This window comes from Cronobacter condimenti 1330 (genome assembly GCF_001277255.1).
Classification (GTDB): domain Bacteria; phylum Pseudomonadota; class Gammaproteobacteria; order Enterobacterales; family Enterobacteriaceae; genus Cronobacter; species Cronobacter condimenti.
The window spans coordinates 2,281,288-2,301,061 of the sequence record NZ_CP012264.1 but is presented as its reverse complement, the minus strand read 5'-3'; the positions used below and the strand labels follow the sequence as shown (position 1 = coordinate 2,301,061).

At 55.9% G+C, this 19,774-nt stretch carries 20 protein-coding genes; 15 read left to right on the top strand and 5 right to left on the bottom strand.

Features of this window, described 5'->3' with window-relative positions; translation table 11 throughout:
- From sapD to pspF, 5 genes are all read right to left on the bottom strand, one after another.
- Positions 1-993: a putrescine export ABC transporter ATP-binding protein SapD gene (gene sapD, locus AFK62_RS10490; protein ID WP_007681420.1), complete on the bottom strand. Its 993-nt coding sequence runs from the start codon at positions 991-993 to the stop codon at positions 1-3.
- Entirely contained in the window at positions 993-1,883 is an 891-nt protein-coding gene (gene sapC / locus AFK62_RS10485) for a putrescine export ABC transporter permease SapC (RefSeq protein ID WP_007681421.1), read from the bottom strand. The genes sapD and sapC overlap by 1 nt, the downstream gene beginning before the upstream one ends.
- A complete protein-coding gene (sapB, locus tag AFK62_RS10480; protein ID WP_007681422.1) occupies positions 1,870-2,835 on the bottom strand; it encodes a putrescine export ABC transporter permease SapB in 966 nt (321 codons plus the stop codon). The genes sapC and sapB overlap by 14 nt, the downstream gene beginning before the upstream one ends.
- Entirely contained in the window at positions 2,832-4,478 is a 1,647-nt protein-coding gene (gene sapA / locus AFK62_RS10475; protein ID WP_053531895.1) for an ABC transporter substrate-binding protein SapA, read from the bottom strand. The genes sapB and sapA overlap by 4 nt, the downstream gene beginning before the upstream one ends.
- A gap of 97 nt (positions 4,479-4,575) precedes the next feature.
- Positions 4,576-5,562: a phage shock protein operon transcriptional activator gene (gene pspF / locus AFK62_RS10470; protein WP_007681424.1), complete on the bottom strand. Its 987-nt coding sequence runs from the start codon at positions 5,560-5,562 to the stop codon at positions 4,576-4,578.
- Positions 5,563-5,729: 167 nt separating this feature from the next.
- Here pspF and pspA point away from each other — a divergent pair, with 167 nt between their 5' ends.
- From pspA to AFK62_RS10395, 15 genes are all read left to right on the top strand, one after another.
- Positions 5,730-6,401 (top strand): phage shock protein PspA, encoded by a 672-nt coding sequence (gene pspA / locus AFK62_RS10465; protein ID WP_007681425.1) that lies wholly within the window; start codon positions 5,730-5,732, stop codon positions 6,399-6,401.
- Positions 6,402-6,466: 65 nt separating this feature from the next.
- Positions 6,467-6,691 (top strand): envelope stress response membrane protein PspB, encoded by a 225-nt coding sequence (gene pspB / locus AFK62_RS10460; RefSeq protein ID WP_007681426.1) that lies wholly within the window; start codon positions 6,467-6,469, stop codon positions 6,689-6,691.
- The gene (pspC, locus tag AFK62_RS10455; RefSeq protein ID WP_032984926.1) at positions 6,691-7,047 is read left to right on the top strand and encodes an envelope stress response membrane protein PspC; all 357 of its coding nucleotides are present in this window, start codon (positions 6,691-6,693) and stop codon (positions 7,045-7,047) included. Before pspB ends, pspC begins: the two co-directional genes overlap by 1 nt.
- A gap of 43 nt (positions 7,048-7,090) precedes the next feature.
- Positions 7,091-7,333 carry a phage shock protein PspD gene (gene pspD, locus AFK62_RS10450; protein ID WP_007681429.1) on the top strand — a complete coding sequence of 81 codons (243 nt, stop codon included), beginning with the start codon at positions 7,091-7,093 and terminating at the stop codon, positions 7,331-7,333.
- A gap of 126 nt (positions 7,334-7,459) precedes the next feature.
- A complete protein-coding gene (locus tag AFK62_RS10445) occupies positions 7,460-7,693 on the top strand; it encodes a hypothetical protein (RefSeq protein ID WP_007681431.1) in 234 nt (77 codons plus the stop codon).
- A gap of 325 nt (positions 7,694-8,018) precedes the next feature.
- The gene (locus AFK62_RS10440) at positions 8,019-9,734 is read left to right on the top strand and encodes a sugar phosphorylase (protein ID WP_053531894.1); all 1,716 of its coding nucleotides are present in this window, start codon (positions 8,019-8,021) and stop codon (positions 9,732-9,734) included.
- Positions 9,735-9,745: 11 nt separating this feature from the next.
- Positions 9,746-11,038, top strand: coding sequence for an ABC transporter substrate-binding protein (locus tag AFK62_RS10435; protein ID WP_007675535.1), 1,293 nt, complete (start codon positions 9,746-9,748; stop codon positions 11,036-11,038).
- A gap of 23 nt (positions 11,039-11,061) precedes the next feature.
- Positions 11,062-11,943: a carbohydrate ABC transporter permease gene (locus AFK62_RS10430; RefSeq protein WP_007675532.1), complete on the top strand. Its 882-nt coding sequence runs from the start codon at positions 11,062-11,064 to the stop codon at positions 11,941-11,943.
- On the top strand, positions 11,930-12,772 hold the full coding sequence (locus tag AFK62_RS10425) for a carbohydrate ABC transporter permease (protein WP_007675527.1): 843 nt from the start codon (positions 11,930-11,932) through the stop codon (positions 12,770-12,772). The genes AFK62_RS10430 and AFK62_RS10425 overlap by 14 nt, the downstream gene beginning before the upstream one ends.
- Positions 12,773-12,797: 25 nt before the next feature.
- Positions 12,798-13,847: a zinc-dependent alcohol dehydrogenase gene (locus AFK62_RS10420; RefSeq protein WP_007675524.1), complete on the top strand. Its 1,050-nt coding sequence runs from the start codon at positions 12,798-12,800 to the stop codon at positions 13,845-13,847.
- 18 nt (positions 13,848-13,865) lie between these two features.
- Positions 13,866-14,654, top strand: coding sequence for a sugar phosphate isomerase/epimerase family protein (locus AFK62_RS10415; protein ID WP_007675521.1), 789 nt, complete (start codon positions 13,866-13,868; stop codon positions 14,652-14,654).
- A gap of 15 nt (positions 14,655-14,669) precedes the next feature.
- The gene (locus tag AFK62_RS10410; protein ID WP_007675519.1) at positions 14,670-15,722 is read left to right on the top strand and encodes a Gfo/Idh/MocA family protein; all 1,053 of its coding nucleotides are present in this window, start codon (positions 14,670-14,672) and stop codon (positions 15,720-15,722) included.
- Positions 15,719-17,965 (top strand): glycoside hydrolase family 65 protein, encoded by a 2,247-nt coding sequence (locus tag AFK62_RS10405; RefSeq protein ID WP_007675516.1) that lies wholly within the window; start codon positions 15,719-15,721, stop codon positions 17,963-17,965. The genes AFK62_RS10410 and AFK62_RS10405 overlap by 4 nt, the downstream gene beginning before the upstream one ends.
- Positions 17,962-18,645, top strand: a complete 684-nt coding sequence (gene pgmB / locus AFK62_RS10400) for a beta-phosphoglucomutase (RefSeq protein WP_007675513.1) — start codon at positions 17,962-17,964, stop codon at positions 18,643-18,645. Before AFK62_RS10405 ends, pgmB begins: the two co-directional genes overlap by 4 nt.
- A gap of 9 nt (positions 18,646-18,654) precedes the next feature.
- Positions 18,655-19,737 carry an ABC transporter ATP-binding protein gene (locus tag AFK62_RS10395; RefSeq protein WP_007675510.1) on the top strand — a complete coding sequence of 361 codons (1,083 nt, stop codon included), beginning with the start codon at positions 18,655-18,657 and terminating at the stop codon, positions 19,735-19,737.
- Positions 19,738-19,774: the final 37 nt, after the last annotated feature.

The window sequence follows — 19,774 nt, the reverse complement described above, 5'->3', positions numbered from 1 at the left end:
TCACTCTCTCTCCATGTTCAGCGGGAAATGGCAGGCGAAAAGATGATTTTTCGGCCCATCGAGGCGCGGGGTTTCAATGCATTTGCGCTGGGCATACGGACAGCGCGGCCCAAGGCGACAGCCAATCGGCAAATGCTCCAGCAACGGGATTGCGCCCGGTAGCGTGTTAAGCCTGCTTTTATGCGGCATTGCGCTGCCAAAATCGGGTATCGCACGAATAAGCGCCTGCGTGTAAGGGTGGTGCGGCGTGGAGATAAGCTCTTCGCTCGGCGCCGTTTCGACCGTCTGGCCGCAGTAAAGCACATCGATGCGGTCAGCCCACTGGCTCAGCATCTGCATGTCATGGCTAATCAGCAAAATCGTGGTGTTGTTATTCTGGTTAAGCCGTGAGAGCAGACGGAAAATCTGTGCCTGGGTGGTCGGCTCCATTGCGTTGGTCGGTTCATCGGCAATCAGCAAACGCGGCTGATTAGCAAGCGCGATGGCGATCATGACCTTCTGGCATTCACCTTCGGTCAGTTCATAAGGGAAGCTTCGCATGGCATCTTTATGATCTTTAATGCCCACCCGGTGCAACAATTCAATCGCGCGTCGTTTGCGCCAGCCAAAGCGCTGCCACCAGCGGCCTTTATAAGTCCAACTGGGGATATTCTGCATAAGCTGACGGCCGACTTTCTCTGAAGGATCGAGGCAGGATTGCGGCTCCTGAAAAATCATCGATACGTTATGACCGACCAGGCGGCGGCGCTCGCCGGGTGACAGACGCAGCAGGTCGATATCATCAAAGCGCATGCGGTCGGCCGTAATGCGCCAGTTATCTCTCGTAACGCCGCAAATGGCTTTGGCGATAAGGCTTTTACCAGAGCCAGATTCGCCTACCAGCCCGCGAATCTCGCCTTCCGGCAGGCTCAGGCTCACGCGATCTACCGCCTTCACCCAGCCTTCGCTGGTGTTAAATTCAATGGTTAAATTACGGATATCCAGCAGCGGCATTATTCCACCCCCGCGTCAATGGCGCGACGAATGCCGTCGCCAAGCACATTTACCAGCAATACGCTCACCATAATCGCCGCACCCGGCAGCATAACTGTCCAGGGGGCGACATAAATCAGCTCCAGCGCGTCGCCCAACATCGCGCCCCATTCGGGCGAGGGAAGCTGGGCGCCGAGGTCGAGGAAACCCAGCGCCGCAATGTCGAGAATCGCAATCGACAGCGCACGCGTAACTTCACCCACCAGCAATGAGGCCGTGTTAGGCAGCACGGCGAAGAACAGGATGTTAAAGGTCGTCGCGCCGTCAAGACGCGCGGCGGTCACATAATCTTTTTCCAGCTCGTCATGTACCATGCTGTAGACCGAGCGCACCATGCGCGGCAGCAGCGCCAGCCAGACTGCGAACATTGCGTGGCTGAGCTGCGGGCCTGCGAAGGCGACAACGATAATTGCGAGCAACAGTGACGGGATGGAGAGCAACGTATCGAGCACATGGTTGAGCACCGCCGAGCGCAGCCCGTGGGTCGCCCCGGCAAGTACGCCGAGCAGCAGTCCGCAAACCGTGGCCGCAAGCGTGACGACAAACGCACCACCGATGGTCGGGGCTGCGCCGCTCAGTAAACGGCTTAATAAATCGCGCCCTAAATCGTCGGTGCCAAGGAAGAACGAGACTTCGCCGTAACGCGACCATGACGGTGGCAGCAACTGGTAACCCAGGAATTGCTGATCGATGCCGTAGGGCGAGAAGACCCGCCCGAAAATGCAGAGCAGTGCCAGACCCGCGCAGCCGTAGAGACCCACCATCGCCACGGTGTCGCCATAAAATTTGCGCCAGACGGTACGCAGCGCGCCCGGCGGGCGTTTTTCGCGATAGACGCTATCGTAAGGCATACCATTCCTTATGTTTCAGCGGGTTCGCCAGCGCGCCCAGAATATCAGACAGCACATTCACCAGAATCACCAGCGATCCAATCACCATGACGCCTGCGGAAATCGCGGCGTAGTCCTGTTGACGAATTGCGTTAATCAGCCAGCGGCCAAGCCCCGGCCAGCTAAACACCATTTCGGTGATCATCGCGAGCGTCAGCATGGTGGAAAACTGCAAGCCAAGACGGGGGATAACCGGCGGCAGGGCGTTGTGTAAGACATGGCGACGCAGGATAGTCAGACGCGACAGCCCGCGCGTGGCCGCCGCTTTGATGTAATTGCGCTCCAGGATCTCTACCGTACTGACGCGCACCAGACGAATGACTTCAGTCGTCGGCGCGACAGCAAGTGTCAGTACCGGCAGCACCATATGGCGCAGGGCGCTTAAAATCATCTCGTGACGCCATGGCGAGTCAGACAGCCAGGCGTCAATAAGCGCAAAGCCTGTGACCGATTTTACTTCATAAAGCAGATCAAAGCGGCCTGAAACCGGGAACCAGCCGAGCGTAAGCGAAAAGAAGAGAGTAAACAGCAGCGCCAGCCAGAATACCGGAATAGAGAAGCCGAGCAGGGCCAGCGCACTGATAAGTTTATCCTGCCATTTATGGCGCAGCGTACCCGCGACCATGCCAACAGGAATACCCACCAGCAGCGCCAGGCCAAACGCCAGCACGCAGAGTTCCATGGTGGCCGGGAAAACTTCACGCAACTGAGTGGAAATTAACTGACCGTTAATACTGGAGACACCGAAATCCCAGTGCAGCACGCTGTCGCACCAGAACAGCCAGGCATTCCACAACGACGCGCCCTGTAACGGCGCGTGGGGCGTGAAATAGCTCAGGCAGAACCCCACGATAGTCAGGAAAAACAGCGTAATGACCAACAGCGCCAGGCGGCGCAGGGTAAAAATAATCATGGCTGTTGCTCCTGCGTTTTCTCACGCGAAACGCCCGCGAATGAGGCGTTGCCGAACGGGCTTAATACCAGACCTTGCATATCGTAACGGTAGGCCTGAAGCCGCAGCGACGACGCCAGCGGCAACACCGGCAACTGGTCGGCGAGAATAGTCTGGGCGCGCGTATAGGCTTCAATACGATATGCCAGCTGCTGTGAGGAGAGCGCCGCCTGGAGCACGCCGTCGAAATCACGATCGCACCAGTGAGCGTAATTGGTCTGCGAGCGGATAGCCGCACAGCTTAGCAACGGGCGGAAAAAACTGTCGGGATCGTTACTGTCCGTCGCCCAGCCCGCAAGCGTCAGGTCGTGGTTCATATCCATCAGACGCGCCTCCTGGAACCGGCCTTCCACCGGCACAATCTCCACCGTCACGCCCACCTGCGCCAGATCGGCTTGCAGCAATTCGGCGGTTTTCAGCGGGCTTGGGTTCCAGGCCTGCGAGCTGGTCGGCACCCAGAGCTGAAGCGTCAGATTTTCAAGGCCCAGCGCTTTCAGTTGCGCGCGCGATTTTTCCGGATTGTATTCGGTGATTTTCGCATTGTTGTCATAGGCCCACGAGGCGCGCGGCAGAATCGACGCCGCCGTCTCGGCAGTGCCGTAATAGATAGACTGCATCAGGCGCTGGTTATTTATCGCGAGCGCCAAAGCATGACGCACTTTAGGGTTATCCAGCGGCGGTTTATGCGTGTTAAACGCCAGATACGCGATATTCATGCCAGGGCGTAGCGTCAGGCGCAGGCGCGGATCGTCTCTGAGGCTAGTGAGCTGGCTTGCGGCAGGCCAGGCGAGCACATCACACTCACCGGTCAGCAATTTTGACAGACGCCCGGTACCGCCGGAGCCGAGATCAATCACCACCTGAGGCATCTGCGGTTTGCCGCGCCAGTAATCGTCGTGGCGTTGCAGGCGGATAAACTGCCCGGCGCGATATTCGCCGAGGCGGAAAGGCCCGGTGCCGACAGGTTCGCGATCCATCTCTTCCTGATTGCCGCTGCGCTCAAGCGCGGCGGCGTATTCCGCCGACATGACGGATGCGTAATGGGTGGCGAGATGCCATAAAAACGAGGCGTCTGGCTGGCGCAAGCGAAACTCTACCGTACGGTTATCAAGTTTACGCACGCTGCGGACGTTATCGGCAAACTGCAGACTGTCGAAATAGGGATAACTGGCGCCGTTGACGTTATGCCACGGGTCTTTCTCATCGATAATGCGCCTGAAACTGAATACCACGTCGTCGGCGTTGAGCGCGCGCGTGGGGGTAAACCAGTCAGTGCGCTGAAACTGTACATTCGTGCGCAGACGAAAACGCCAGGTAATGCCGTCATCCGGCGTCTCCCAGCTTTCAGCGAGTTCCGGCACCAGACGATAAGTGTAAGGGTCGACATCCAGCAGCCGGTCATAGAGCTGCGCGGCGAGCGTATCAACCGTCAGTCCGCTGCCTGCTTTTTGCGGGTTAAAGGTATTGACCTGGCCATTAACGCAATAGACAAATCCGCTCTGGCGAATATCGCCGGGCGAATCAGGCCCGGCGGGAGGCGCAGCAAAAGCCTGAACGCTCAGGAACCCGAGCGTCGCTAATAAAGGGGAGAGAATTCCGCGCATAAGTTTTTGAGTTGTTTTAGTCACCAGGCAAAGTGTATCGCACTTACGCCAGCTTCGTAAAAAACTCTGCGGGCGTTTGGGTTAAAAGTATCCGCCCTTAGCGAATTTCATGTTTTTTCAGCAGCGCCCGGAGCTGGTGATAGGTCAGGCCGAGCAGTTCGGCGGCATGTTTCTGGTTATATTTCGCCGCTCTCAGGCTCTCTTCAAGCAGCCGTTTCTCTTCTTCATGCTGCCATTTACGCAAGTTCAGCGGAAGCGTCGGGCCGCTTGCGGCTGCATCCGGCGCCTCACGCAGCGTAGGAGGCGGCATTTCACGGCGAAACGGATCGAGAATAATGTTATCGACGGGCTCGTCGCTGCTGGCGTGGCGATAGACCGAGCGCTCCACCACGTTTTTCAGTTCGCGAATATTACCGGGCCAGCGATAGCCGAGCAGCGTCTCACGCGCGCGTTCGGTAAAGCCCGGGAAGAGCGGCAGGCCCAGTTCGCGGCACATCTGGATGGCGAACTGATCGGCAAGCAGCATAATGTCTGCATCGCGCTCACGCAGGGCAGGGAGCAGCACCACATCAAATGCGAGGCGGTCGAGCAGATCGGCGCGAAATTTTTCTTCTTCCACAAGTTGGGGCAGGTCTGCGTTGGTGGCGCAGATAAGCCGTACGTTTACCTGCAAAGGCTGACTGCCGCCGACGCGCTCCAGCTCCCCATACTCAATCACGCGCAGCAGCTTTTCCTGGACCAGCATCGGCGCGGTGGCCAGTTCATCCAGAAAGAGCGTGCCGCCATCGGCGCGCTCAAAACGTCCCGGGTGCCGCTTTTGCGCGCCGGTAAACGCGCCTGCCTCATGACCGAACAGTTCTGAATCCAGCAGGTTTTCATTCAGCGCCGCGCAGTTGAGTGAGATAAACGGCCCCTGCCAGCGGCGTGATAAATAATGCAGGCGATGCGCAATGAGCTCTTTCCCCGTTCCGCGTTCACCAATAATCAATACGGGTTTATCCAGCGGCGCAAGCTGTGAGACCTGTTCAAGCACTTCCAGAAAGCGGTTCGCCTCACCAATAAGGTTATCTTTGTATTCGGCCATGATGAAATTCACTATTTAGTAGCGTATATCACTACTCTAGCCTGGTTGTACGGATCGGGCCAGTTGAGGTTGGTTAATAAAATCAATGCGTTAAAAAGTTGGCACAACAATTGTATTAAGTACAGCAGCAAGGGCTTTGCCCGTCTTACTAAGTAGAGGATGAAATTATGGGTATTTTTTCTCGTTTTGCCGACATCGTGAACGCCAACATTAACTCCCTGCTGGAGAAGGCTGAAGATCCGCAAAAACTGGTCCGCCTGATGATTCAGGAAATGGAAGATACGCTGGTAGAAGTGCGCTCTACCTCTGCCCGTGCACTGGCAGAGAAGAAGCAGATAGCGCGCCGTATTGAGCAGGCGAACGCACAGCAGGCCGAATGGCAGGAAAAAGCCGAGCTGGCACTGCGTAAAGATAAAGACGATCTGGCCCGCGCTGCGCTTATTGAGAAACAAAAACTGACGGACATTATCCGTACGCTGGAAGATGAAGCGACGCAGCTTGATGAAACCCTGGCGCGGATGAAACAGGAAATCGGCGAGCTTGAGAATAAACTCAGCGAAACCCGTGCCCGCCAGCAGGCGCTGACGCTGCGTCATCAGGCGGCATCTTCCTCACGCGATGTTCGCCGTCAGCTCGACAGCGGAAAAATCGATGAGGCGATGGCGCGTTTTGAATCCTTCGAACGCCGTATCGATCAGATGGAAGCCGAAGCGGAAAGCCACGGCTTTGGTAAGCAGAAATCGCTCGATCAGCAGTTTGCCGAGCTGAAAGCTGATGATGACATCAGCGTACAGCTGGCGGCGCTGAAAGCGAAAGTGCAGCAGCGCGACGGCGAATAATCGCCCATGTCGACAAGGAGCGCGGCGGCGCAAGTCGTCGCATTATCTACATCTAAGGAGAACACATGAGTGCACTGTTTCTGGCTATTCCTTTAACGCTGTTTGTGCTGTTCGTGCTGCCCGTCTGGCTGTGGCTGCATTACACCAACCGGTCGGGCCGCGACGCGCTTTCCCAAAGCGAGCAACAGCGTCTGGCGCAGTTAAATGAAGAAGCCCAGCGTATGCGCGAGCGTATTCATGCACTGGAGCAAATTCTTGACGCCGAGCACCCGAACTGGAGAAATCAATGATGACGCGCACGTTTAGCGGCAAAAAGCTGGGACGCCTTCCTCGTGAGGGCATGGTAAAGGGGGTGTGCGCCGGTATTGCGCACTATCTCGATGTGCCGGTGAAACTTGTCCGGCTGATTACTGTGCTCTCAATGCTCTTTGGGCTGTTCTTTATCACGATTGTGGCCTACATCGTGCTGACCTTTGCGCTCGATCCGCTTGATGAGTCGCAGGAAGGGGAGGGTACACCGACCAGCAGCGAGCTGTTGAATGCGGTTGATGTCGAACTTGCCGCCGGGGAGCAGCGTCTTCGCACGATGGAGCGCTATGTCACCTCGGATGCCTTCTCGCTGCGTAGCCGGTTCCGCCAGCTATAATGACACTACAGGGGGCGATGCCCCCGGTATTAAAGGAGTCGCCATGAATTCGACCACTCGCTGGCAGCGTGTCTCGCGTCGCGCAAAGCCGGGTCTTAAAATCGCCGGAAAGCTTGCGTTGATGACGGCGCTACGCTACGGCCCGGCGGGGTTTGCCGGCTGGGCGATAAAATCCGTTGCTCGTCGCCCGTTGAAAATCGCCCTGGCCTTTGCGCTGGAGCCCTTACTGAACCGTCTCGCCCGACGCGTCTTCGCGCGTTATATCAATAAACCTTCCCGCAAATAGCCCGAGCCCCTCGGGCTTTGTTGTGTTCCTGCACTCTGCGCCTTCAGTTATTATCGCTTCGACTACAAGCGTTCTGTTTCTTGTGATCTACAGAACCTTTTTGCCCCATCATTTAAGAAGGTAAAAATGACACTGGTATTTATCCCTGCGCTCATCGTTTTGCTGGCTGCAAAAGAAAAAGCATTGGGGCGCGACTTGACCCGTGATGAAGTTGAAACACTACGCGACAATGCAACCGCGATGGCAATGCCTGAAGACGTGGCGTTAAAAATGAATGAGAGCCGTGGCTATTCTGACGTTGACCCAGAAAACGTCTGGAATGATTGGCTTGCTTATAAACGTGCTGCGGATGACGAATAAAGCGATAACGTTTTTGACTATAGGCTCCCTACATTATTGCCCATACTCACGCTGAGATTAACAGGGTATCATGGCCTGTGAGTCTGGCTCAATCCAGGCTGAATGAAACGGCTTCATAGGCGGTATGCGGTCGTCTTTTTAAAATCCGCTCCATACCCCTTATTACTTTCCTGATTTCTGGCTTTTTTGCGCTACTTCACAATTACTCACGCTCCTTTCCGGAAACCGAGTTTAATTCCTAAAAGCAAACTTTACTCGCGTTGACACACCATTTTGCCGGGAGTAGCCTTTCTGCGTGGGACCGCTACCATGAGAAATGTTATCAATGGAAAAAATAACAAACGATGCATTAAATATTCAGGCAATTAAAACGCTGGTTACGAATATTTACGGCGATAATTTTAACGAGCAACAGTTTAGTACGCTGGAAAAACATATTACGCAAGCGCGTAATGAAATAAGCATGCCACGTAAAAAGGGCTGGGATGAAACGGACGTTGTATTAATTACCTATGCCGATCAATTCAGCGCCCCGGGTGAAAAACGCCTCGCCACCTTACAGCGGGTCTTTGAGTGCTGGTTAACACCGTATTTTTCACATATCCATTTGCTGCCGTTCTATCCATGGTCGTCTGACGACGGGTTTTCCGTGGTGGACTACCATCGTGTCGACCCGCTGTGCGGTGACTGGGACGATATTGCACGGCTTGGCCGCCACGCACGGCTAATGTTCGATTTTGTCTGCAATCATATTTCCGCGCAAAGCGACTGGTTTGCCGCCTGGCTCGCGCAAAAGGCCGGTTATGAAGATTTCTTTATTGCCGTGGACCCAGACACCGATTTATCTGCGGTTACCCGGCCCCGCGCATTGCCATTATTAACGCCGTTTACGCTTAACGACGGGCGTGTAAAACATCTGTGGACCACGTTTAGCGAAGATCAGATTGACCTTAATTTCGCAAGCCCGGTCGTGCTGCTGGCCATGGTTGATGTGCTGCTACATTACCTTCGCGAAGGGGCGCAATATATTCGGCTGGATGCGGTCGGTTTTATGTGGAAAACACCTGGAACGTCCTGTATCCATCTGGAAAAAACACACCAGTTAGTGAAACTTTTCCGCGCGATTGTGGATGCCGTCGCGCCCGGTACGGTGATCATCACCGAAACCAACGTGCCGCATAAAGACAATATCGCGTATCTCGGCAATGGGTTTGATGAGGCTCATATGGTCTATCAGTTCCCGCTGCCGCCGCTGGTGCTACACGCAATTCATACCGCGTGCGCCCGCACCTTGTGTGAGTGGGCGCAGAACCTCAGTGAAAAACGCGTCGGGGAAACTACCTGGTTTAATTTTCTTGCCTCTCATGACGGCATTGGGCTGAATCCGCTTCGCGGTATTCTGCCAGAGGCGGAAATTGTGGCGCTGGTAGAGGCATTACAGGCCGAAGGTGCGCGGGTAAACTGGAAAAATAACCCGGACGGCAGCCGAAGCCCGTACGAAATAAACGTGACGTATATGGATGCACTCAGCGCGCGCGCAGACACCGATGCACAGCGCCTGGCTCGTTTTCTGCTGGCCCACGCGCTGCTATTAACGTTTCCGGGCGTACCGGCGATTTATATTCAAAGCATTCTTGGCTCGCGCAACGATGACGCCGGCGTAAAAAGGCTCGGTTATAACCGGGCTATTAATCGCCAGAAATATACCGAAGCGGAAATTAACGACGCGCTTAAAAACGAAGGCGGTTTACGTCACGCCACCTTGCAGCAACTTGGGAAATTAATCACGCTGCGTCGCCAGTATGCGGCTTTCCATCCTGATAGCGCCTTCTCCGCTCGCTGTATTAATGACAGTATTATGGAAATAATTCGCACCCCCGAAAAAGGTGAGCCGGTTACGGCGTTGTTTAATGTGAGCGATAGCGTGCAAGTAATTCCCTTTAACGCAAACGGGCTGCGTGAATTACTTTCTGGCGTAACAGTAAATAACGACTCACTGACTCTCGCCCCCTGGCAAGCAATGTGGCTTAGCAAAGCCTAAAAGGACTTAATATGCGAAATAACAACAGCGTGCTGATTTCAGCACTGGTTGCGTGCGCCCTGATTTCAGGTTGTAACGATGAGAAAAAAGATCATGTCGTCATTGAATTTATGCACTCGTCGGTTGAACAGGAGCGTCAGGCGGTCATTACGCAGCTTATTGCCCGTTTTGAAAAGGCAAACCCGGATATCACGGTGAAACAGGTCCCGGTAGAAGAGGATGCCTACAACACCAAAGTGACTACGCTCGCCCGTTCCGGTGCGCTGCCAGAGGTCATTGAAATCAGCCATGACTATGCCAGGGTGATGGACAAAGAACAGCTACTGGATCGTGATGCTATCAAGGCCGCCATCACGCAAGTGGGCGAGACGCAGTTCTTTGACGGCGTGCTACGCATCGTGCGGACTGAAGACGGCACAGCATGGACCGGAGTGCCGATAAGTTCGTGGTTACAAGGCGTCTGGTATCGTAAAGCCCGCTTAGCGCAGGCAGGGATCGCCGAACCGCAGGACTGGCTGTCACTGCTTAACGCCGCCACGCTGCTTAATAAACCCTCCGATAAAAAATATGGAATCGCGCTGCCGACGGCGGAAAGCGTCATGACGGAACAGGCGTTTTCACAATTTGCGCTCTCAAACGGCGCCAATGCCTTTGATGCTAACGGCAACATCACGCTCGACACCCCTGAGATGCGTGAGGCGCTGGAATATTACCGCCAGCTCGCCGCGCTCTCTATGCCAGGCTCCAGCGACGTGATGGAAATTAAAGACGCCTTTATGAACGGCACCGCGCCGATGGCGATTTACTCCACTTACATTCTGCCTGCCGTATACAAAGAGGGTGACCCACAGGATCTCGGATTTATCGTTCCGACGAAAAAATCCTCCGCCGTCTACGGCATGCTGACCTCGCTTACCATCACGGCCGGGCAGCGCGAAGAAGAAACGCAAGCCGCGAAGAAATTCGTGGTCTTTATGGAGCAGGCTGAAAACGCCGCCGACTGGGTGCTGATGTCGCCAGGCGCGGCGCTACCCGTGAATAAAGCGGTCGTAGAAACGCCCGTCTACCAGCAAAACCCGGTTATCAAAGCCTTCAGTGGGCTCACTCGCGAGCTCATCGCGCAGTATCCCAACGTGCAAATCTTCGGCTCGGTCGGTGACAAAAACTTCGCCCGCATGGGAGATGTCACCAGTTCCGGTGTGATCAACGAAATGGTCAACAGCGTCACTGTTGGCGGCGCGTCGCCAGCGACGGCACTGGCTAACGGGCAAAAACGCCTTGATGCGATGGTCGCCAGACCGTGAACCCGACGCAGGAAATGGCACTTATGAAAAAATTACCGTCAGGCAGCGCTGATCTGCCCTTCGCGATGCTGCTTCTGGCCCCCAGCTTGCTGTTGCTGGGCGGCCTGGTGGCGTGGCCGATGATATCGAATGTTGAAATCAGCTTCTTACGTCTGCCGCTCAATCCCCGACTGCCGTCGCAGTTCACCGGACTTGAGAACTACCTGAACATCCTGGCCGATCCAGGGTTCTGGCACTCGTTGTGGATGACATTCTGGTATACGGCGCTGGTTGTCATTGGGAGCACCGCGCTTGGGCTGGCGGTGGCTATCTTCTTCAACCGCGAGTTCCGGTTTCGTAAAACGGCACGCTCGCTCGTGATCCTCTCCTATGTCACGCCATCCATCTCACTGGTGTTCGCCTGGAAGTACATGTTCAACAACGGCTACGGCATCGTGAACTGGATAGCAGGCGACCTGCTGCACCTCTATCAGCACGCGCCGCTGTGGTTCGATAACCCGTCCAGCAGCTTTGTTCTGGTCGTGCTGTTCGCCATCTGGCGCTATTTCCCGTATGCCTTTATCTCGTTTCTGGCCATTTTGCAGACGATCGACAAATCGCTGTACGAGGCGGCGGAAATGGACGGTGCCAGCACCTGGCAGCGGTTTCGCATCGTAACGCTGCCCGCGATTATGCCGGTGCTGGCGACGGTCGTGACGCTGCGCACCATCTGGATGTTCTACATGTTTGCCGACGTGTATCTGCTCACCAGCAAGGTCGATATCCTGGGGGTTTATCTCTACAAAACCGCCTTCGCATTTAACGACCTTGGCAAAGCAGCCGCGATCTCCGTCGTGCTGTTCATCATCATTTTCGCAGTGATCCTGATTACCAGAAACCGGGTGAATCTCCATGGCAACAAATAACCGTCTGTTACGCCGCGTCGGGTTTTATCTCGGCCTTGCACTGTTCCTGATAGCGACGCTGCTGCCTTTTTTCGTGATGCTAATGACCTCGTTCAAAAGCCCAAAAGAGGCTATATCGCTGCATCCGACGCTGTTTCCACAGCACTGGACGCTCGCACACTACCTCGACATCTTTAACCCGATTATCTTTCCCTTCGTCACCTATTTTCGAAACAGCCTGGTGGTGTCGGTTATCGCGTCAGGCGTCGCGGTGTTCATCGGCATTCTTGGGGCTTACGCACTCTCGAAACTGCGCTTTAAAGGTCGAATGACCATTAACGCCAGCTTCTACGCGGTGTACATGTTTTCCGGCATTTTGCTGGTGGTACCGCTTTTCAAAATCATCACCGCGCTTGGCATCTATGACACCCAACTTGCCATCATCGTGACCATGGTGACGCAGACCTTGCCGACCGCCGTGTTCATGCTCAAAAGCTACTTCGACACCATACCGGATGAAATAGAAGAAGCCGCGATGATGGATGGATTAAACCGGCTGCAGATCATCTTTCGGATCACCGTGCCGTTAGCGGTATCCGGGCTGGTTTCAGTGTTCGTCTATTGCTTCATGGTGGCGTGGAATGACTATCTCTTCGCCTCGATTTTCCTCTCCAGCGCCTCGAATTTCACGCTGCCTGTCGGGCTTAACACGCTCTTTAGCACGCCTGATTACATCTGGGGTCGCATGATGGCGGCTTCGCTCGTGACCGCGTTGCCGGTTGTGGTGATGTACGCGCTTTCCGAACGTTTTATCAAAAGTGGTTTGACCGACGGCGGCGTTAAGGGCTGACCGGGTCATTTTCAGGGAGAAAGTAATGAAAAAATTAGTTGCTCAGGCACCGCGCGTCGCCGCGCTGGTGGATTATCAGGATAGCAAGGTGGCGGATAACGAAGTCAAAATCCGCGTTCGCTTCGGTGCGCCAAAACACGGCACCGAAGTGGTGGACTTTCGTGCCGCCAGTCCATTTATTGACGAAGCGTTTTCCAGCGAATGGCAGCTTTTTACGCCGCGTCCTGCAGACGCGCCGCGCGGCATTGAGTTTGGCCACTTTCAGCTCGGGAATATGGTCGTCGGGGACATTATCGAGTGCGGTGCGCAGGTCACCGACTATGCCGTAGGCGACAGGGTTTGCACTTACGGTCCGCTGATGGAAACCGTCATCGTCAACGGCATTGATAACTATAAGCTTCGCAAAATGCCGCAGGACGCAAGCTGGAAAAATGCCGTCTGCTACGACCCGGCACAGTTCGCCATGAGCGGCGTGCGTGACGGTAATGTGCGCGTCGGGGATTTCGTCGTGGTCGTCGGGCTCGGCGCTATCGGCCAGATAGCCATTCAGCTTGCCAAAAAAGCAGGCGCGTCAGTGGTGATTGGGGTTGATCCTATTGAGCACCGCTGCGCCATTGCGCGCCGTCACGGCGCAGACTACACGTTCACTCCGGCAGGCACCGATATCGGGCTTGAAATCAAAAAGCTCACCGGTAAGCAGGGTGCTGACGTCATTATCGAAACGAGCGGCCATGCCGATGCGCTGCAGGCGGCGCTGCGCGGCATCGCTTATGGCGGCACTATTTCCTACGTGGCGTTCGCCAAGCCGTTTACCAGCCTCAACTTTGGGCGCGAAGCGCACTTTAACAACGCGAAAATCATCTTCTCCCGCGCCTGTAGTGAGCCAAACCCCGATTATCCACGCTGGAACCGCAAACGTATCGAAGAGACCTGTTGGGCGCTGCTGATGAACGGCTATCTCGACTGTGAGGATCTGATAGACCCGGTGGTCACTTTCGCGCAGAGCGCGGAAAGCTACATGAAGTATGTCGATAAGCACCCTGAACTGAGTATCAAAATGGGCGTCACTTTTTAATTCATGGATGAAACCACAATGAAAATCGCAACACAAAATCAGGCTTTTTTCCCGGAAACGATCCTTGAGAAATTCCGCTATATCAAGGCCATGGGGTTTGAGGGTTTTGAAATCGACGGCAAGTTGTTGGTAGATAACCTTAACGAGGTCAAAGCGGCCATCAAAGAGACGGGTCTGCCGGTGACCAGCGCCTGCGGCGGTTATGACGGCTGGATTGGGGATTTTATCGAAGAGCGCCGCCTGAACGGGCTTGCGCAAATCACCCGGATTATGGAGGCGCTGGCAGACGTCGGCGGTAAAGGGATTGTCGTGCCTGCCGCCTGGGGCATGTTTACGTTCCGCCTGCCGCCAATGAAATCGCCGCGAAGCCTGGCGGGCGACAGAAAAGCGGTCAGTGATTCGCTGCGCTATCTCGACGAAGTTGCCGCTCGCACAGGCACCTGCGTTTTCCTGGAGCCGCTTAACCGCTATCAGGATCACATGATCAACACGCTGGCCGACGCCCGGCGTTATATCGTCGAAGGCGGCCTGAAGCATGTCAGGATCATCGGTGATTTCTACCATATGAATATTGAGGAGGATAACCTCTGCGCCGCGTTTCATGACCATCGCGATCTGCTGGGCCACGTTCACGTAGCGGACAACCACCGCTACCAGCCCGGCAGCGGGGCTATTGATTTCCGCGCGGCGTTCAACCAGCTGCGCACCGATGGCTATGACGGCTATCTCGTGTACGAGTGCCGCATACGGGCAGAGGATCCGGCGCAGGCTTACCGGCAATCGCTCGATTTTCTGCGTCAGTGCTAAGAGGCGGCGTGCGAAATGAGTGCTTACCCAAACTCGCTACTCAGGGTCGCCATTATTGGCGCCGGACAGGTGGCTGATAACGTTCATGCCTCGTTTTACCGCACGCGCGAAGAAGTGCAACTGGCGGCTGTCTGTGACAGCCGCCCTGAACAGGCGCAGGCGTTCGCAGAACGCCACGCTATCAGGCACATTTTCGCCGATGTCGGTGCGATGTTGTCAAAGATTCGCCCTGATGTGGTCAGCGTCTGCTCGCCGAACCGTTTTCATTATGAGCATGTGATGCAGGCGCTGGCGGCAGGGTGCCATGTTATGTGCGAAAAGCCGCCAGCCATGACCCCTGCGCAGGCCGATGAGATGCGCGAGGCTGCCCGACGCGCCGGACGCGTGCTGGCTTACGATTTCCATCACCGTTTTGCGCGCGATACCCGGCTGCTCCGCGAGCAGGTGGCGAACGGCACGCTTGGCGATGTCTATGTCACTACCGCGCGGGCGCTGCGCCGCTGCGGCGTGCCGGGATGGGGCGTGTTCACTAATAAAGCGCTGCAGGGCGGCGGGCCGCTGATTGATATCGGGGTGCACATGCTCGATGCTGCGATGTTTGTCCTGGGGTTTCCTGCGGTTGCGCGCGTGACGGCCCATTCGTTCCAGAAACTTGGCACCACCAAAAGCAGCGGGCAGTTTGGCCACTGGGATCCTCAACATTACACGGTGGAAGACGCGCTGTTTGCGACGCTGACGTTCGCAAGCGGCGGCATTTTGCGCCTTGAAACCTCTTTTGCGTTGAATATCGCGCCGCAATCCATCATGAACGTGGAGTTTTGCGGTGAGAAAGCCGGGGCCACGCTCTTTCCAGCCCATATTTATCAGGATAATGACGGTGAGCTTTTAACGCTGTTGCAGCGTGAGAAAGCGGACGATCAACGCCATCGGCGCAGTATGGAGGCCTTTCTCGACAGCGTGCAGGGCAAACCCGCGCCGATTGCGGATGGCGAACAAGGCTGGCAGATCCAGCGGCTGGTGGCGGCCATCTATCAGGCGGCAGAAACAGGGACGTGCGTTGAACTATGAATCCATTAACCACGCTGGTCGAAGCGCGCTTTGACCCGCATTGTCACAATAAATACGCCACGCTGATGGCGACAGGCAACGGCGCGCTCGGTGTGCGCGCCACGCATGAGGAGCCTTACACCACCCAGACGCGCGGTATGTTTCTGGCAGGCCTGTACCACGGGGCAGGTGAGGGCGAAACCAATGAACTGGTCAACCTGCCGGATCTGGTCGGTATGGATATCGAACTGAACGGTGACATTTTCAGTCTCCTTAGCGGTGAAATTCTTGCCTACCGCCGTGAACTCCATTTTGAAAGCGGCGCACTGACACGTGAGGTGCTGTGGCGCTCGCCGCAGGGGCAACGCTTCGCCATCAACAGCGCGCGGTTTGTCTCCGCTGCGCGGCTGGGTTTTTTGGGCCTGCGGCTTGCGATTACACCGCTCGACGGCACGGCTACGATCCGGGTTGCCACCGGCATCGACGCGACGCAAACCAACAGCGGGCGGCAACATCTGGCAGAGCGCGAGTTGCGCGTGTTTGAAAATAGCTATCTGCAGGGCCGCTACCGCACACTCGATAATGTCAGCGACGTCATCCTCGGTTGCGCATGTCGCGTCAGCCCACAGGCGCAGGTAAGTTTTTCCGCAAAAAACCGGCGCTTATTGCAGCATACGCAGCAGACAGTCGGCAAAGGTGAGCCATTTACGCTTGAGAAATGTGCCTGGGTCTGTGCGTCACTCGACGGGCCGGATGACAACGCCGTGGCACCCGCGCTTACCGCGCTGCGCGCGTGCGTCAGCGCAGGTTTTGATGCGCTGCTGGCAGAATCCTTACAGGCCCGTCGTAACTGGTGGTTACACGCACGCGTCGAGGTGCAGGGCACTTGCAGCCAAGATCAACAAGCGCTCGATTTCGCGCTCTATCACCTGCATGCCATGACGCCACGTCATGACGAACGCAGCAGCATCGCAGCCAAAGGGTTGACGGGCGAAGGGTATAAAGGCCATGTGTTCTGGGACACCGAGGTCTTTCTGCTGCCATTTCAGCTGCATACCGCGCCGCAAATAGCTCGTCAGCTATTGCGCTACCGCTGGCTGAACCTGGCGGGCGCGAAACGCAAAGCAGCGCGCGGCGGATGGCAGGGCGCGCTGTTTCCATGGGAGAGCGCGCGCAGCGGGGATGAAGAAACGCCGGCGTTTGCCGCCATCAACATCCGTACCGGGGAGCGGCAGAAGGTGGCCTCCGCCGAGGCGGAACATCATTTGGTGGCGGATATCGCCTGGGCTGTGGCGGCGTACGGGCAGGCTACCGGTGATGAGGTGTTTATGGCGCGGGAAGGACGCGCATTGCTGGAAGAAACCGCGCGTTTTTGGCTCAGTCGTGCGCAGGCGGTTAACGGGCGGCTGGAATTGCTTAATGTGATCGGCCCTGACGAATACACCGAACATATCAATAATAACGCCTATACCAGCTACCTGGCGCACGACAATGTCAGGCTGGCATGTGAGCTTCGCCGCCATCTCTGCGTGCCGGATGATGATTTCACGGCGCAGTGTGAAGATTTTCTCGCACGGCTGTACCTGCCCGCTCCGCGCGCCGACGGCGTGATCCCGCAGGACGACACCTTTTTCAGCAAGCCGGATATCGATCTCACGCGCTACCGCGAGCACGCTGGCAATCAGTCTGTCCTGCTGGACTATTCGCGCGCCGAAGTAAACGACATGCAAATCCTCAAGCAAGCGGATGTCGTCATGCTGCTCTATATGCTGCCGTGGCGATTTGATACCGGCACGCTTGCCGCCAACCTTGATTATTACGAGCCGCGGACGATTCACGACTCCTCGCTCAGCAAAGCCATTCACGGCATCGTGGCCGCCCGCTGCGGTCGGTGTGACGATGCTTACCGATTCTGGCGGGCAGGCTGTGAGATTGATCTGGGCAATGCCCCACACAGCAGCGACGACGGCATTCATGCCGCGGCGACCGGGGCGATATGGCTCGGAGCGGTGCAGGGTTTCGCAGGCATCAGCGTAAAACAAGGTCTGCTTTGCGTGACGCCGTCACTTCCCCCTCACTGGCAACGGCTTGCCTTCCCCTTCTGCTGGCAGGGAAGCACGCTGCGTTTCGTTATTACCCAGGACACCGTAACCGTAGTCTGCGACAGACCCGTGACGCTGCTTATCAACGATGTTGTGGTCGTGGCAAAAGGTGAAACGGCTTTTGTCCTTAGCGACCCTGCGGTGCGCAAGGAGGCGCAATGAAACCTGATGCAGTGATTTTCGATCTTGATGGCGTAATAACCGACACCGCGCATCTGCACTTTATCGCCTGGCGACAAGTGGCGTCGGAAATTGGCATCACTATTGATGAATCTTTCAATCAACAGCTCAAGGGCATCAGCCGAATGGATTCGCTTGAGCGCATTCTTGTGTATGGCGGGAAGCGCACACAGTTCAGTGCGGCAGAGAAAGCGGCGCTGGCGGCGCGAAAAAACGCCTGTTATGTCGAGGCTTTACGCACGCTGACGCCGCACGCCGTGTTGCCGGGCATCACGTCGTTACTGGCAGCACTGCGCCAGGAAGGCGTCGCAACGGGGCTCGCCTCGGTATCGCTTAACGCGCCCACGATTTTGCGCGCGCTGAAGCTTGCCTCGCAGTTTGATTTTTGTGCCGATGCTGCCCGGTTAACCCATTCAAAACCGGACCCGGAAATTTTTCTGGCTGCCTGTTCGGGGTTGGGGGTTGCGCCTGAGTGCTGTATCGGTATCGAAGATGCCCAGGCAGGCATTGACGCCATTAATGCCTGCAAAATGACGGCCGTCGGGATTGGCGCGGGGCTGCAAGGCGCGCAGCTTCGGCTGGATGATACTGCTCAACTGACCTGGTCGCGGCTTCACGCATTCTGGAATCAACAACGGCGCGCGGCGACGCGCTGCCAATAAGGATAGGGTATGGCTCAACTTTCGTTAAAACACATTCAGAAGATTTATGACAACCAGGTTCACGTTGTTAAGGACTTCAATCTGGAGATTGCCGATAAAGAATTTATTGTCTTCGTCGGGCCATCGGGATGCGGAAAATCGACCACGCTTCGCATGATAGCCGGGCTTGAGGCCATCAGCGGCGGCGAGCTGCTCATCGACGGCGTACGTATGAATGATGTGCCTGCCAAAGCGCGCAATATTGCAATGGTCTTCCAGAACTACGCGCTCTATCCGCACATGACGGTATACGACAACATGGCATTCGGGCTGAAAATGCAGAAAGTCGCACCGGAAGTCATTGAAGAGCGTGTCACCTGGGCGGCGCAAATCCTCGGGCTTAAGGAGTACCTTAAACGCAAACCGGGGGCGCTGTCGGGCGGCCAGCGCCAGCGCGTGGCGCTTGGGCGAGCTATTGTACGCGAAGCGGGCGTCTTCCTGATGGATGAGCCGCTTTCCAATCTCGATGCCAAGCTGCGCGTGCAGATGCGTGCGGAAATCAGCAAGCTTCATCAGAAGCTCAATACAACGATGATTTACGTCACCCACGATCAAACAGAAGCGATGACGATGGCGACCCGCATTGTCATTATGAAAGATGGCATTGTACAACAGGTCGGCGCGCCCAAAGAGGTGTATCACCGTCCGGCAAATATTTTTGTGGCGGGGTTTATTGGCTCGCCTGCCATGAATTTTATTCGCGGGGCGATTGACGGCGACTATTTTGTTACTGAAACCCTTAAGTTGCCGCTGCCAGCCAGTAAACTTGCGCAAATTAATACCAGCGACTATCAACGTAAGGCTGTCATATTAGGCATTCGCCCGGAAGATATTATGCCAGGCGCAACGGGTGAAAATGCCATCGAAGCGAAAATTACGGTCGCTGAATTAACCGGTGCGGAATTTATGCTCTACGCCACCGTCGGCGGACATGAAATGGTGGTGCGCGCCAGCGCCGATAAAGATTATCAGGCCGATCAGCGTATCCCCATTGTCTTCGATATGAATAAATGTCATCTCTTCGACAGCGACTCAGAAATAGCGATTGCCTGAAGTGAAAGAGAATAAGAAAAGCTCCGCATCAGGCGGA

Bases quoted from the DNA above. Each gene is read 5' to 3' on its own strand.
- sapD (WP_007681420.1), bottom strand. From the start codon at position 993: ATGCCGCTGCTGGATATCCGTAATTTAACCATTGAATTTAACACCAGC.
- AFK62_RS10425 (WP_007675527.1), top strand. From the start codon at position 11,930: ATGGCAACAAATAACCGTCTGTTACGCCGCGTCGGGTTTTATCTCGGC.
- pspA (WP_007681425.1), top strand. From the start codon at position 5,730: ATGGGTATTTTTTCTCGTTTTGCCGACATCGTGAACGCCAACATTAAC.
- AFK62_RS10415 (WP_007675521.1), top strand. From the start codon at position 13,866: ATGAAAATCGCAACACAAAATCAGGCTTTTTTCCCGGAAACGATCCTT.
- AFK62_RS10410 (WP_007675519.1), top strand. From the start codon at position 14,670: ATGAGTGCTTACCCAAACTCGCTACTCAGGGTCGCCATTATTGGCGCC.
- pspB (WP_007681426.1), top strand. From the start codon at position 6,467: ATGAGTGCACTGTTTCTGGCTATTCCTTTAACGCTGTTTGTGCTGTTC.
- sapB (WP_007681422.1), bottom strand. From the start codon at position 2,835: ATGATTATTTTTACCCTGCGCCGCCTGGCGCTGTTGGTCATTACGCTG.
- pspF (WP_007681424.1), bottom strand. From the start codon at position 5,562: ATGGCCGAATACAAAGATAACCTTATTGGTGAGGCGAACCGCTTTCTG.
- AFK62_RS10430 (WP_007675532.1), top strand. From the start codon at position 11,062: ATGAAAAAATTACCGTCAGGCAGCGCTGATCTGCCCTTCGCGATGCTG.
- AFK62_RS10445 (WP_007681431.1), top strand. From the start codon at position 7,460: ATGACACTGGTATTTATCCCTGCGCTCATCGTTTTGCTGGCTGCAAAA.
- pspC (WP_032984926.1), top strand. From the start codon at position 6,691: ATGACGCGCACGTTTAGCGGCAAAAAGCTGGGACGCCTTCCTCGTGAG.
- AFK62_RS10435 (WP_007675535.1), top strand. From the start codon at position 9,746: ATGCGAAATAACAACAGCGTGCTGATTTCAGCACTGGTTGCGTGCGCC.
- AFK62_RS10420 (WP_007675524.1), top strand. From the start codon at position 12,798: ATGAAAAAATTAGTTGCTCAGGCACCGCGCGTCGCCGCGCTGGTGGAT.
- sapA (WP_053531895.1), bottom strand. From the start codon at position 4,478: ATGCGCGGAATTCTCTCCCCTTTATTAGCGACGCTCGGGTTCCTGAGC.
- AFK62_RS10440 (WP_053531894.1), top strand. From the start codon at position 8,019: ATGGAAAAAATAACAAACGATGCATTAAATATTCAGGCAATTAAAACG.
- AFK62_RS10395 (WP_007675510.1), top strand. From the start codon at position 18,655: ATGGCTCAACTTTCGTTAAAACACATTCAGAAGATTTATGACAACCAG.
- pspD (WP_007681429.1), top strand. From the start codon at position 7,091: ATGAATTCGACCACTCGCTGGCAGCGTGTCTCGCGTCGCGCAAAGCCG.
- sapC (WP_007681421.1), bottom strand. From the start codon at position 1,883: ATGCCTTACGATAGCGTCTATCGCGAAAAACGCCCGCCGGGCGCGCTG.
- pgmB (WP_007675513.1), top strand. From the start codon at position 17,962: ATGAAACCTGATGCAGTGATTTTCGATCTTGATGGCGTAATAACCGAC.
- AFK62_RS10405 (WP_007675516.1), top strand. From the start codon at position 15,719: ATGAATCCATTAACCACGCTGGTCGAAGCGCGCTTTGACCCGCATTGT.